The organism is Caballeronia mineralivorans PML1(12), from assembly GCF_001028175.1.
GTDB classification, from domain to species: Bacteria; Pseudomonadota; Gammaproteobacteria; order Burkholderiales; family Burkholderiaceae; genus Caballeronia; species Caballeronia mineralivorans.
Map to the genome: position 1 here is coordinate 1 of NZ_AEJF01000167.1, position 12,128 is coordinate 12,128.

Sequence of the window (12,128 nt, forward strand, 5' to 3'; positions counted from 1 at the left end):
CTGCCGCGCCGGCCATCCCGCCGATACTGAACATGCCGTGCAGCGACGACATGATCGGCCGGTCGAGCGCTTCTTCTACGGCGCTGGCTTCGGCGTTCATCGCGACATCGAGCGTGGCCATGCTGAAGCCGAATATTGCCAGCACCATGAGCAGCAGCCAGTAGGCCGGCGCGGCCAGGATCAGCGCTCCGCAAACCGACATGCCTATACCGCCCGCGAGGCACGCGCGGCGCGTGCCGACGCGCGCGATCCACGGGCCGTTCGTGAGCATCGCAATGATCGAGCCGGCGGCGACCGCCAGCAGCGCGATCGACAGCGAGCCGGGGCTCAGGTGAAATTTGTCGCGCACGGTGGGCACGTGAACGCCCCATGACGCGTACAGCATGCCCGCGATGAAAAACACGGCCATGGTCGCGTAGCGCGCGCGCTCGCGTTTTGCCACAGGAAGCCGCCGATGCACGGCGTTTGGAGTGTCGTGCCCGACGGCACGGGCGCTGGAAACGGATTCGGACACGGGAATCGCTCTCTTTGCGTTCTTCGTTTTGACAGCCGATCGTTTCATTGACCGGCGAAGCTTTCAATTCTATCGGGTTGCGGACATACCTGGTTTGAGTGCTTTAAGATCGCAAAGGCTGCTTGCTTCTTGCGGGTTCGCTTTTGAGTACTCTCGTGAGGTTCGCTTTGAATATTCCCTCGCATGCTCCGCTGCATTTATTGCATCAAGTACCGCACGGCACGCTTGCCACGCACTCGCGCGAGCCGCTTGGTTTTCCGTACCCGACCGCATTACCGTTCGCGCCGACTGCGCGTCACGTGCCTATGGTGCTCATTAGCCATCTGGCCGAACACACCCGTAATCTGCAAGTGGACGCGCGCGCTGGTTTTCTGATTACTCATTCAGCGAGCGATGCCATTCTCGAAGGCCAGCGCCTGACGATGCTCGGCTCGTTTTCTCCGGCGCCGCCTGAATCCGTCGACGAACTGGCACGCCGTTATCTCCGATATCACCCGGATGCCGCTCGTTATCTTGAACTGGGCGACTTCACGTTTTGGGTCATGTCGCTCGAACGCATGCGCTATATAGGCGGCTTTGGCGCAATGGGTTGGCTCGATGCAGCGGCACTTGATCCACTTGAGCCGTTATCCGAGCGGAATGAGCTTCAGCTCCTGGCATTATTTGCCGATTCTCCCGCTCGGCCGGCGGACCTCGAACTAATGGGTATCGACAAATATGGTTGCGATCTGCGGACTCCAGGAGCGCGCAATCGTTTCACCTTCGATAAACCGAAACAAACTCGCGCCGAACTGAATGCGGCGCTGATCGATTGTATTGAACGGCATAGGTGATTGTCTGAATTTCCGAACTCGCAACGCGTGTCTTTATGTCGCAAAATTACGAGATAGTGTTACGGTAATGAAGCAAATTTTGGAGAAGCTCGCACGGGATGGAAGTTTTAAGACATATGTATAGGTTTATTTTCATTTCATGAAAGATTCCTTGGGTTAATTTAACGATGTAAGTAAGATGAATGCGCAGTTTTGGCAACCTTCACCGAATCGCACCAATTGTTACGGACGCCCGTTCGACTGATTTGATTTAAATCGGCAGTGCAGAAACGTGCGCAAAATCCTAGTTGTGTTAATCTGCGATCCATTGAGAGGCTTTACCTTATAACCGGAACGGGCGACGACTCGTACACTGCAAACCACAAGGAAATCATCATGCCGTCTTACAAGGAACTTCTCGCGCAGCGCGAAAATCTCGAACGACAGATTGAAGAAGCGAAGTCGCGGGAATATGCTGAAGTTCTCAATGAAATCAAGCAGAAAATGGCCGACTACGGGATCACGCTTGCTGAATTGGCAGGTGGTCGCGGCGGTAAGAATTTGAAAAACGCATCGCGTCCGCGTGCAGGCGTGGCGCCCAAGTATCGTGATCCGGACAGCGGCAGCACATGGTCGGGTCGCGGCAAACCGCCAAAGTGGATTGCCGGCCAGGAGCGTGACAACTTCCTGATCCAGAAGTGAGTTTTAGTCTGATTGAAAAAGCCGCACCATTAAAACGGGGCGGCTTTTTTTTGCCTGCGTATTGGCCCGACTCGCCCAGGATTGCTGAAAGCGACCGGCTCTGCCGAGTTCAGACGGTATTCGAGGCACGACTGAGAACGCGTCGTGTTTAATGTAAATATATGATTTTTATAGGGTTTTATCGTTTTTAGGCCAGTGCGATCCAGCGCGGCTTGGTAAAATTCGTCGCTCAATGACTTCGAGTGATGACATGTCGCTATCAACAGCGCGCGCGGCGGAAAAGCAGGATGTAGCCCGCAAAACAACCTTTGCAAGTATTGCGGTGAATTTGGTGCTGATGGCGGCTCAGATCGTTGTCGGCGTGTTTGCGCATTCCCAGGCCTTGATTGCCGACGGCGTTCATTCACTGGCCGACCTGGTATCGGACTTCATCGTGCTGTTGGCCAATCGGCATAGCAACGCCGCTCCCGACGACGACCACAACTACGGTCATAGCCGTTATGAAACAGTCGCTTCATTATTTCTCGGCGCGTTGTTAATTGCCGTCGGCGTCGGGATGTTATGGCGAGCGGGTGAACGTATTACGAATCTTCAGGACATCCCGGCAGTTCACGCGAGTGCATTGGTAGTCGCGGTGATTGTCCTGATTTCGAAGGAATTACTATTTCGCTATATGCTCCGCGCTGCCGAACGCGTGAGATCGGCACTCCTGATCGCAAATGCATGGCACGCTCGTTCGGACGCCGCATCGTCACTTGTGGTTGCAATCGGCATTATTGGCAGCATGGCCGGCTGGCGTTTGCTGGATCCTATTGCCGCTGCAATTGTCGGTTTTATGGTCGCGCGGATGGGATGGACTTTCGGATGGGATGCGTTACAGGATTTGTCGGATCGCGCACTGGATCAAGCCGAAACGGAAAAGTTGCGACTGTTGTTGGTCAGCACGCCGGGCGTTCGCGACGTGCATGAATTGCGCACGCGGAAAATGGGCGATCTCGCTATTGTCGACGCGCATATTCTCGTCGACCCCCGTATTTCAGTTTCGGAGGGTCATTACATCGCAGAATCGGCGCGAGCGAGCTTGTTGACAAATACCCGTGTCGTCGACGCATTGATTCACGTCGATCCGGAAAATGATGACGTCAATCCGCCTCCGGGCAGAATGCCTACACGTTCGGCTGTGAGTGATGCCCTCAGCGCCGTATTGGATGCTCGCGGCCTGACGTACGACAATCTGAACCTGCATTATCTGAGCAGCGGCTTCGATATCGACGTGACGCTTCCCGCCGGTTTAAGCGACGAACAACTGGGCAGCCTAGCGCATGTCGATTTTGATGCGCTCAAGCGCAAACTCGGCGCGCGCGAAATTCGGCTTGCCCGAGCTGTGCGAAATCCGCCGGGTGTTGTGATTACTGAACACGCTGCCGCTTCTCGCAGCCATTAAAGTGTCAGATTAAATTCGGATGGTTGAAAGCGAGTTCAAAGCGGCAATTGCGTATCGAATTTGATCTCGCGCAGCACCACGCTGGTCCGGACTTGCGCGACCGCGGGAATCTTGAAGATGCGGTCGTGGAGAAAAGCGTCATACGACTTGATGTCCGGCGCGACAATTTTCAGGATGTAATCGGCCTCGCCCGTGGTGCTGTAGCACTCGGTGACTTCCGGGCACGTGGTGATCTCACGTTCGAATTGTTCGACTCCGCCTTCTGTGTGACGCGTGAGATGAATATGAGCGAGCGCGCAAACATGCAAGCCGAGTTTTTCGCGATCGAGCAACGCGGTGTAGCGCTGAATCACGCCCGATTGCTCCATATCCTTGATGCGCCGCCAGCACGGGGTGCTGGAGAGCCCGACTTGGTCGGATATCTCCTGAACCGAACGGCGGGCGTCCAGTTGCAGAAGTCGCAGGATTTTTTGTGAAAACGTGTCGAGAGTCAACTGCGCCTCCTTTCGGTCGCTACCAACTCCAATAGTAGAGGTGGCAGAAAGGAAGCGCAATGTCAAACGCCTGCCGTGAGCAATATTGCCTAACTCAATGCCCAGACTGCGCGTTTTGTCCTTCGGCGTCTTTGTCATCCGGCGTTTCACCGGACGCTTTTAGCGACGCCAGCAGCGCCCGTTGAGTCCGCAATTCGGCCAGCATGTTGCAGAAAAGGGCACCTTGTTCGACGGCGTCATCGAGTGCGACGTGCGTGTGCGGAAGTTCGTCGAACCAGTGTTTCGGCAAACGCGGTTTGATGGCTTTGCGGTACGGCAGATCAGTCAGCGCGAACGCGAGCGTCTTGATGTCGAGCGCTGACCATGAGAACGGGCAGCGCTCGGCGAAACGCATCATGTACCAGAACATATACGTGAAGTCGAAACCCGCCGGATACGCGACGAACACGGGCTTGCCGGGCAACGCCTCCACCCATTCAACGTAAGCACGCAATGCGGTGAGCGGTTGCTGCAAGTCCTTACGGCATGCGGCCCATGCTTCAGGTTGAGTTTTCCACCAGGCTGCCTGAATCGGGTGAGGCGCCGCGCCTTCCAGCGTTTCGAGATTGGCGGAGAACGTGCCGATCAGTTCCTTGTGCTCCGTATAGGCCGCCGATGCAAAACTCAGCATGGAGTGCGGCCCGGGAATGGGTCCATCAGCTTCGACGTCCGTGCTTACATAGATTTCCGGAATGGCGGTGCTCATGCGCTCATCCGGTCACCGACGAACGGGTTGGTGCGGCGTTCATGACCGAACGTGGACGCAGGACCGTGGCCCGGCACGAACGTCACGTCATCGCCCAGTGGCCAAAGTTTTTCCTGCACGGAGCGCACGAGGTCCGAATGGTTGCCGCGCGGAAAATCCGTACGGCCGATCGACCCCGCGAACAGTACGTCGCCGACCAACGCCAGGCGGTTCGTACGGCTGAAGAAGATTACGTGGCCCGGCGTATGCCCGGGGCAGTGATAAACCTCCATGGTTTCGTCGCCGAACTGAACCGAATCGCCCTCTTGCAGCCATCGGTCAGGCGCGAAGACCTGCGCGTCGCCGAACCCGAAGCGTTGGCTCTGCTGCGGCAACTGTTCGATCCAGAACGCGTCTTCGGTGTGTGGTCCGTGGATCTCTACGCCGTAGTGATCGGCAAGCGCTTTCGCGCCGCCGCAATGATCGAGATGCCCGTGCGTGAGCAGCACTTTGTCGACGCACACCTCGAGTTGCTCGACCGCGCTGATGATCCGCTCGACCTCACCGCCCGGATCGACGACGACCGCGCGGTTGGTTGCTTCGCACACGACGATTGAACAATTTTGCTGAAACGGTGTCACGGGAATAAGGGTGACCTTCATGGCTAAGCGACCGCACGCGTAAAAACGTCCATTGTAACGGGCGAAAACCGGCGCCGCGGCGGCGCGCCAAGCGTTAGCCGAACGGTCGAAATTTGCCTAAAAAGAAGGCTAGGTCCGCAATTTTTACGTTAGCAGAGAAAATGAGTAACATTTTGTGCATCAATGGCCGGTCCAACTATGTGTTTGGGTATAATCGGGCCAGTTGTGCATGGATTGAACATGCCATCAATGGGCAATGAGAGACGCGAGTAGCGCGTTTTTACAATTGTTATCAAGTACGCAGTTCGGAGCAGCAGTGCTTCGAAATCGCAATCAAGCATCGGTTTCGGCCGATGTGCACGTCTTGTCCAGCCAGGTGCGATGCGCCTGCCAACGGCCTTAGCTGCCGTCATGCTGGATGGGGCCTACGCCGCCGTTCCTGCGCAATTGAGCGCGCAAGAACGTGTGATCCACGTTCGATGGCGGCATGTGGGGTCTGGTCAGGCTGCCGGGGACAGGTTGCGCCAGACGTGAAAACTAACCGGGCATTTGCGGCGAGGTACGCCGCACCCGAGCACGGGCTCGCCGTTCGACTTTTCGAGCGGTGTGTATCTTTGCGCGGAAAAAGCCTTGAGCTGCCTACGCACGTCCGCGTTTTGTCGGACGGTTGGGCCGGCTCGAACCGTTGATTACACGTCTATGAATTTACGACTAACCCGACATCTCGGGAGTCTTTTGGTCTTTGCAATCCTCACGGGTTGCGCGATGCCGCCAAGCGGTGGCGATCAGGCCAGCGCGCTGAAAACCGGTACGCAGTCGAGCAGCGCGAACACGGGCCGCGGGGCGGGCCGTCTTGCTGCACCGCTCGCTTACGACTCCCGGCTAAATGCATTGCCCTCGTCGGCTAGCAACTCCTCCGACACCTCCTCGCTGGCGAACGCGGCGCCCATCACGGGCGGTCCGAATATCGGCGACTTCGAGCAGCAGGGCCGCGCCTCCTGGTATGGTCGCGGTTTCCATGGTCGCAAGACGGCCAGCGGCGAACGCTATGACATGCATGCACTCACCGCAGCGCATCGCACGTTGCCGCTCGCGTCGTGGGTTCGCGTGACCAATCAGGCAAACAACAAATCGGTGGTCGTCAAGATCAACGACCGTGGCCCGTACGCGCGCGGCCGCGTGATTGATCTTTCCTATGCCGCCGCCGCCGTGCTGGGCATGCGTGGCGCGGGTGTCGGAAAAGTGAAGATCGAAGGCTTGACGCAGCAGGAAGCGCGAGCGGCACGAGAGCAAGAGCAATCGCTGGCATCGATCACACCTGCCGACTGATCATCGTCGGCTTATTGCGCAGCAAAAAGACGGGCCGTTTCGACGGCCCGTTTTTTATTGCCGCGCGTTATTCGCGCGCCTTCTCTGCGCGCGCCTTATCCATTGCCAGCGCCCTTGTGTAGAGCGCATTGCGCGATGCCCCCGTCAACGTCGCCGCCAATCTCGCGGCGCTGCTCACCGATAACTCCTCCAGCAAGGTCGCGAGCAAGGCGTCATGAGCGTCGTCGGCGGCTTCTTGCTGCGGTGCGCCTTCCACCACCAGAACGAATTCGCCGCGTTGCCGGTTTGCATCGCCGGCGAGCCACGTTGGCCCTTCGGCCAGGGTGCAGCAATGGATGCACTCATGTAACTTGGTCAGCTCACGAGCAATCAGCAATCGCCGCTCGCCACCGAATGCGCGCCCAAGCGCCTGCACCGTTTCCACAATCCGATGCGGCGCTTCGTAGAAAACGAGCGCGGGCGTATGCGTGAGCAGCGACTGCAATTGCGTGTCGCGCTGCTTCGGTTTAGTGGCAAGAAAGCCGATGAACGAAAACGTGTGAACCCATGCGCCAGCCACGCTGAGCGCGGTGGTGAGCGCGCTCGCGCCCGGCAACGGAATGACGGGAAAGCCGGCTTCGCGCACTGCATCGACAAGCTTGGCGCCTGGGTCCGATATGCCCGGCGTGCCCGCATCCGAGACGCAGGCAATGCGCTCGCCATGACGCAGATGTGCGATCACGTGCTCGGCGGCGCTGCGCTCGTTGTGTTCATGCACGGCTATGGTCGGCTTCGAAATGCCATAGCGCGACAGCAGTTGGGACGTGTTGCGGGTGTCTTCGGCAGCCACCCGGTCGACGAGCCCGAGCACATGCAGCGCGCGCACCGTGATGTCCGCGACATTGCCAATGGGCGTCGCGACTATATAGAGCGCGCCAGCCGGAAACTGCTGGCCAAGGGCCAATTCGGAGAGTGGAGTCATGAGGGCGGGTGGCATGCGGAGGACGTCATTGTGCCATGCGAAGAGGGACAACTTTTTGGGGAACGGGGTGTCGAAAACGATCGGAAACGCGCTCGAGCCGCGTTCGAGCAACGCGCGCTGGAATATCTGCGGCGGCCGCGCCTGCGTTTTGTCGCGCGCAATTTCGCGTGTCGCGGCGGCGAAATCGAACGTGTGATGCGTGAGATCGGCAGCCAGCGTGCGCGGGTATTTGTCGAGGTGCGCGCGCGCCGCAGCCGGCAGTTCGCCGCGGCTGCGGCAAGTATTGGCGCGCACAAGCAACGGCGGCTCGTTCTCGCGGCGCAGCACGACCTGATGACGCGCGTGGTGCGCTACCTGTGTGCCGCTTCGATGTGATCGCGCTCGATGCGGGCCGTATCGTATGGTGACGCGATGCTTTTCGCGCAGATACGTCGTGAAAGCGCGCGCATCTTAAGGGATGCACACAGCGAGTGCGGTAAACTGCGCGGAGCTTGGGCGCCGGGTTGATCGATGGCTCGTGCTGAGCACGAGCCGCTTCATGCGAGCGGGTGATGGCGAGCCGTGGATCAGGATGCGCCGGAGCCGAGATATCGAAGTGGTGAAGCATCGGCTTGGCAAACCATCGAAGCAACCTATCAACAAACTACCGCGCATGGCGCGGCCGATAACCGAGAGTCGATGTCCGTCGAACGTATCCAGCAACATTTCCGCGAAAACGCGGCCGTCCATCGCGAAGCACTCGACACGCTTGCTTTTCCCGTCGCTGCAGCCATCGACGTGCTGTTTGGCGCACTCGCGAACGGCTCGCGAATTCTCACGTGCGGCAACGGCGGGTCGGCCGCCCACTCGCAGCGGCTCGCGTCTACGTTAGTAGGACAGTTCGAGCGCAAGCGGCCCGGCTTGCCGGCCATTGCACTGGACTCGAATGTCTTGACGATCACCGGCATCGGCAATAACTCGGCTTTCGAAGAGATCTATTCGAAGCAAATCCGCGCGCTCGGGCAAGCCGGCGACGTTTTGGTCGTCATCTCCACGTCGGGCAACTCGGTCAACCTGCTCGCGGCGATCCAGGCCGCGCATGAGCGCGAGATGTTCGTGATCGCGTTGACGGGCGCGGGCGGCGGCGTGATCAGCGAAGTGCTCGCCGATACGGACATTCATATCTGCGTGCCGTCCGAACGGCCGGCGCGAATCCAGGAAGTCCATCTGTTAACCATTCATTGCCTGTGCGATGGCATCGACGCGATGCTGCTGGGCGACGAATGATTCTTAAGGGGAACGAGTTGATGAACAAGACACGCGCCAGGTCGACGCTAGCCAAAGCCACCCTGCTGGTGAGCCTGTTGTCAGGCGTCGCGCTGACCCTGCAAGGTTGCCCGCTTGTGGTCATTGGCGCAATGGGCGGTGCAGTGGGCGGCGGCACGCTCGTCGCCACCGACCGGCGTACGCTCGGTGCGCAAACCGAGGACCGCGAGATCCAGGTGAAAGCCAAGTCGCGCATCGGCGAAAGTCTGCCCGACCAGGCGCACGTCAGCGTGACCGTGTTCAACCGGCGCGTGCTGCTGACCGGTGAAGTGCCGTCGGACCAATGGAAGCAGAAGGCCGAAGAGGTGGTGCGTAACATCAACAATGTGAACAGCATTGTGAACGAGCTCGCTATTCAAGGCGCGAGTTCGTTGTCATCGCGTACTAACGATGCCTATCTCGAGAGCCGCGTGAAGGGTGCGATGGTCGGTGAGAAGGATATGCGGGCGAACTACTACAAGGTGGTGAGCGAGCGCGGCACGGTGTATTTGATGGGTCTGGTCACGCGTGAAGAAGGTACAGCCGGCGCGAATGTCGCGGCGCAGGTGCCGGGCGTCGAACAGGTGGTCAAGGTGTTCCAGTACATCAAACCGGAAGAGGCTCAGGCATTGTCGGCGGCCGCCGCATCGGGCGCGAGCGCACCGGTGGCAGCATCGGCCAGTGAGGATGCGACGGTCGGTGCCGTGCCGGATTCGTCCGTGAGTTCGACGCCGCTGGGCGTGCAGGCGCCCGCACCGGTCAAGAACTCCGATGTGCATCCGGGTAACCCTGCGCCCGCCGCGAAATGAAGCGGTGGTTTTCCATGACCGTGCTCGCGACGGCGATCACGGCCGCGGCCGGTCAGGGGGTGCTCGCTGCTGACGTGCCCCCCAGTTTTTCTCCCGCCGATGCCATGAGCATCGCGCGCAAGAATGCCTGCATGGGGTGTCATGCGGTGGACCGCAAGCTGGTCGGACCGTCGTTCCAGCAGATCGCAGCGAAATACAAGGGCGACGCGCAGGCGCCAGCCCGGCTCGAAACGAAGGTGAGGAACGGCGGCAGCGGAGTCTGGGGTGTCTTGCCCATGCCGTCGCATCCCTCAATGGATGGAGCGGATATCAGGAAGGTTGTCGGCTGGATTCTGGCGGGCGCGCCATCGAAATAAGGTGTGCGGCTGGCGGCGCTTGACCCTTGTCAGAGGGCCTTGGGGCTGTGCTAGAATCGTGAGACGTTGGGGGGGTAGCTCAGCTGGGAGAGCGTCGCGTTCGCAATGCGAAGGTCGGGAGTTCGATCCTCCTCCTCTCCACCATGAAATCTCAAGGAAACCCGCAGGGCGAAAGCCTCTGCGGGTTTTTCTTTGATCGTTTTACCTCCACTTACTTCCTCTGAATTCCCGCTGGAGTGTCCCAAACGTGTCCCCCACCTGTACCGAAACAGAAGGCATATTTATGCATTAAATGCAGGGATATGGTGTACAACAGAGCCGACGTTGAGTCGGTTTTATTGCATCTGGAGGCACCTTTGAAGGTCCCAGTTCGACCGATGCTGAAAAAGTCGGTATCGAGTTGTTACGCGAGGTTTTCATGGGCATTTTGCCCCTAACCAAGACTCACGAGCGGCTTGTAGGCCGATCTGAGGGGTCGAAATTTTCGCCTTCGGCACGGCAGCAGCCTGCGACGATTTTTTCAACATCGACCCGTAGGCGACAATTGCGTTTCAGAAAAGTGGACGCTCATCGGCGGCGGTCGATGGCCTCAGCTGTCCGCATAACGCTAACTCCGTGCATTTACCCCAAGTATGGCAGTCGTCAGGCGAGGTTAGACGACCGGACCGTGGGGCAATGAAATATGAGCGGGAACGTGAAAAGTCGAGGCGGCTGGCCGAACGGGCTGAGCGACAGTGGCAAACGGCCTTGACGACATTGAGGGACCGCTACGGACCGCGTTTAGCAGCTGGGCCTCGATTAGCGTCCATCAACATCACATGATGTTGACGGCCAAGGTCTGCGATCGAGGTGTCGTCGACGTACTATGGGATACCATTCTGCGTACAGACCATGATCAAGGTGTCGTGAGGCTTATTGGCTCTGGAAGGCGATGGCAGGACGATGCCGATTGCTATTTCATGTACTTCATTGTGAGTTCATGGGGGCAGCAGAAACGCGGTTGAAGCTGATCTGAGCCGGAGGGTATTGGATGCTTTCAACCAAGATCGATCGCCGATCGTTATAGTAATAAGGGATGCGGCGCTGCATCTTCGATGCTGGGAAACCGTTGATCGGTGGGATGTTGCCGATCTCCGTAAGCGCGGTCTTGCTGATCTCGCCGACCAAGAACAGATTCGCCGCTCCCAACTTGTGCCAGATTTTGTCCAAAGGAGCGTGGAGCATGTCCATGAAGCCTTCTGAATTTGATATCGGTCTCGAATTCATATGTGGGCCGTTCTGGTGGCGCTGCACGGATGTCGGCACGCGCACCGTGACTGCCATCCGGCTCGTCGAAGACGATCTAGTTTGGTACGAAGGCCCGCCCTACATGGTCGAGGAAGTCGTGCTCGACGAGGCCGAATTGGAAGACGCGCATCTGAGTGACGCCGAGAAGATTCGGGCGAGCATCGATGGAGCGCGCACGTCGGGCCATCCCGGTTTTTCGCATGAGGTGGTGGGCCGGATGATGAACGAGAAGCTAGACAGCGATCCGTACCCGCGAAAGCGTTTATTGCAGTTCGACCGCGTGCGAGTCGATGGCGAGATCCTGCATCCGTACGCCGCGCGTCGGGATGGACGAACCGATGGTCGCTCGTGGATCATCCGACTCTATCTACCGTTCACGAAGGAATGGGCCGAAGTAGATGAAAGCGAGTTTCGTGCGCTCCCCCTGTCTACGCCAGATGCCGTCAGCAATCGGGCTAGGAAAATGTAACGGGGTACGCTCGCAAATTTCTGTCTGCCCGCTATTGACCCGTTATGTCCTTTGCCCGAATCACTTCGAACGCCTTGAAAGCCCGTCGCGTTTTGAAGACGTTTGCCGACAGTCTTCCGGCTGTCAAATCTGCCTTTACTGCATCAGCAGTCGTCGTGCAGTCGGGACCCAGGATCACGTCAACTAGTTTCATATCTTTTCGGAAATCGTAGAAGGGTACGCTTAGCGGATCTCATTCCACCCTCTGAACTATCGCCACCTTGGAGCAACCGGTCAAAGCAACTTTGATCGTCTCAGGTCGA

At 58.4% G+C, this 12,128-nt stretch carries 15 protein-coding genes and 1 tRNA gene; 10 read left to right on the forward strand and 6 right to left on the reverse strand.

What is annotated here, in order from left to right:
• Window positions 1-514: MFS transporter (locus EOS_RS27790; protein WP_047895413.1), on the reverse strand; the 514-nt coding region annotated here is incomplete at its 3' end.
• A 167-nt stretch (window positions 515-681) separates the two neighbouring features.
• Here EOS_RS27790 and EOS_RS27795 point away from each other — a divergent pair.
• The 3 genes from EOS_RS27795 to EOS_RS27805 all read left to right on the forward strand — a co-directional run bounded on the left by EOS_RS27795 (window position 682) and on the right by EOS_RS27805 (window position 3,472).
• Window positions 682-1,347: a HugZ family pyridoxamine 5'-phosphate oxidase gene (locus tag EOS_RS27795; protein WP_047895414.1), complete on the forward strand. Its 666-nt coding sequence runs from the start codon at window positions 682-684 to the stop codon at window positions 1,345-1,347.
• A 375-nt stretch (window positions 1,348-1,722) separates the two neighbouring features.
• The gene (locus EOS_RS27800) at window positions 1,723-2,028 is read left to right on the forward strand and encodes an H-NS histone family protein (RefSeq protein WP_047895405.1); all 306 of its coding nucleotides are present in this window, start codon (window positions 1,723-1,725) and stop codon (window positions 2,026-2,028) included.
• A 250-nt stretch (window positions 2,029-2,278) separates the two neighbouring features.
• Window positions 2,279-3,472, forward strand: a complete 1,194-nt coding sequence (locus EOS_RS27805; RefSeq protein ID WP_047895406.1) for a cation diffusion facilitator family transporter — start codon at window positions 2,279-2,281, stop codon at window positions 3,470-3,472.
• A gap of 35 nt (window positions 3,473-3,507) precedes the next feature.
• On the opposite strand, the gene EOS_RS27810 is transcribed toward EOS_RS27805, so the two are convergent.
• The 3 genes from EOS_RS27810 to EOS_RS27820 all read right to left on the reverse strand — a co-directional run bounded on the left by EOS_RS27810 (window position 3,508) and on the right by EOS_RS27820 (window position 5,352).
• Window positions 3,508-3,966, reverse strand: a complete 459-nt coding sequence (locus tag EOS_RS27810; protein WP_031357026.1) for an Lrp/AsnC family transcriptional regulator — start codon at window positions 3,964-3,966, stop codon at window positions 3,508-3,510.
• A 94-nt stretch (window positions 3,967-4,060) separates the two neighbouring features.
• Window positions 4,061-4,711, reverse strand: a complete 651-nt coding sequence (locus EOS_RS27815; protein WP_047895407.1) for a 3'-5' exonuclease family protein — start codon at window positions 4,709-4,711, stop codon at window positions 4,061-4,063.
• On the reverse strand, window positions 4,708-5,352 hold the full coding sequence (locus EOS_RS27820) for an MBL fold metallo-hydrolase (protein WP_047895408.1): 645 nt from the start codon (window positions 5,350-5,352) through the stop codon (window positions 4,708-4,710). Before EOS_RS27820 ends, EOS_RS27815 begins: the two co-directional genes overlap by 4 nt.
• A 678-nt stretch (window positions 5,353-6,030) precedes the next feature.
• Between EOS_RS27820 and EOS_RS27825 the strand changes: the two genes are divergently transcribed.
• Entirely contained in the window at window positions 6,031-6,660 is a 630-nt protein-coding gene (locus tag EOS_RS27825; protein ID WP_047895409.1) for a septal ring lytic transglycosylase RlpA family protein, read from the forward strand.
• A gap of 67 nt (window positions 6,661-6,727) precedes the next feature.
• On the opposite strand, the gene rsmI is transcribed toward EOS_RS27825, so the two are convergent.
• The gene (gene rsmI, locus EOS_RS27830) at window positions 6,728-7,621 is read right to left on the reverse strand and encodes a 16S rRNA (cytidine(1402)-2'-O)-methyltransferase (RefSeq protein WP_047895415.1); all 894 of its coding nucleotides are present in this window, start codon (window positions 7,619-7,621) and stop codon (window positions 6,728-6,730) included.
• Between the two features lie 30 nt (window positions 7,622-7,651).
• Here rsmI and EOS_RS44945 point away from each other — a divergent pair, with 30 nt between their 5' ends.
• The 5 genes from EOS_RS44945 to EOS_RS27850 all read left to right on the forward strand — a co-directional run bounded on the left by EOS_RS44945 (window position 7,652) and on the right by EOS_RS27850 (window position 10,214).
• A complete protein-coding gene (locus EOS_RS44945) occupies window positions 7,652-7,996 on the forward strand; it encodes a YraN family protein (RefSeq protein ID WP_407639188.1) in 345 nt (114 codons plus the stop codon).
• 303 nt (window positions 7,997-8,299) lie between these two features.
• Window positions 8,300-8,887 (forward strand): SIS domain-containing protein, encoded by a 588-nt coding sequence (locus EOS_RS27835; protein ID WP_047895416.1) that lies wholly within the window; start codon window positions 8,300-8,302, stop codon window positions 8,885-8,887.
• A gap of 20 nt (window positions 8,888-8,907) precedes the next feature.
• A complete protein-coding gene (locus EOS_RS27840) occupies window positions 8,908-9,714 on the forward strand; it encodes a BON domain-containing protein (protein WP_047895417.1) in 807 nt (268 codons plus the stop codon).
• Window positions 9,715-9,728: 14 nt separating this feature from the next.
• Window positions 9,729-10,070, forward strand: coding sequence for a c-type cytochrome (locus EOS_RS27845; RefSeq protein WP_235442992.1), 342 nt, complete (start codon window positions 9,729-9,731; stop codon window positions 10,068-10,070).
• A gap of 68 nt (window positions 10,071-10,138) precedes the next feature.
• A tRNA-Ala gene (locus EOS_RS27850) sits at window positions 10,139-10,214 on the forward strand.
• 822 nt (window positions 10,215-11,036) lie between these two features.
• On the opposite strand, the gene EOS_RS27855 is transcribed toward EOS_RS27850, so the two are convergent.
• Window positions 11,037-11,300: a hypothetical protein gene (locus EOS_RS27855; protein ID WP_047895411.1), complete on the reverse strand. Its 264-nt coding sequence runs from the start codon at window positions 11,298-11,300 to the stop codon at window positions 11,037-11,039.
• Here EOS_RS27855 and EOS_RS27860 point away from each other — a divergent pair.
• Entirely contained in the window at window positions 11,299-11,826 is a 528-nt protein-coding gene (locus EOS_RS27860; RefSeq protein WP_047895412.1) for a hypothetical protein, read from the forward strand. The two genes, EOS_RS27855 and EOS_RS27860, sit on opposite strands and share 2 nt — an antisense overlap.
• Window positions 11,827-12,128: the final 302 nt, after the last annotated feature.

Coding starts and splice junctions, on each gene's coding strand:
- EOS_RS27800 (WP_047895405.1), top strand. CDS start 1,723: ATGCCGTCTTACAAGGAACTTCTCGCGCAGCGCGAAAATCTCGAACGA.
- EOS_RS27835 (WP_047895416.1), top strand. CDS start 8,300: ATGTCCGTCGAACGTATCCAGCAACATTTCCGCGAAAACGCGGCCGTC.
- EOS_RS27805 (WP_047895406.1), top strand. CDS start 2,279: ATGTCGCTATCAACAGCGCGCGCGGCGGAAAAGCAGGATGTAGCCCGC.
- EOS_RS27815 (WP_047895407.1), bottom strand. CDS start 4,711: ATGAGCACCGCCATTCCGGAAATCTATGTAAGCACGGACGTCGAAGCT.
- EOS_RS27845 (WP_235442992.1), top strand. CDS start 9,729: ATGACCGTGCTCGCGACGGCGATCACGGCCGCGGCCGGTCAGGGGGTG.
- EOS_RS27825 (WP_047895409.1), top strand. CDS start 6,031: ATGAATTTACGACTAACCCGACATCTCGGGAGTCTTTTGGTCTTTGCA.
- EOS_RS27855 (WP_047895411.1), bottom strand. CDS start 11,300: ATGGACATGCTCCACGCTCCTTTGGACAAAATCTGGCACAAGTTGGGA.
- rsmI (WP_047895415.1), bottom strand. CDS start 7,621: ATGACTCCACTCTCCGAATTGGCCCTTGGCCAGCAGTTTCCGGCTGGC.
- EOS_RS27860 (WP_047895412.1), top strand. CDS start 11,299: ATGAAGCCTTCTGAATTTGATATCGGTCTCGAATTCATATGTGGGCCG.
- EOS_RS27840 (WP_047895417.1), top strand. CDS start 8,908: ATGAACAAGACACGCGCCAGGTCGACGCTAGCCAAAGCCACCCTGCTG.
- EOS_RS27820 (WP_047895408.1), bottom strand. CDS start 5,352: ATGAAGGTCACCCTTATTCCCGTGACACCGTTTCAGCAAAATTGTTCA.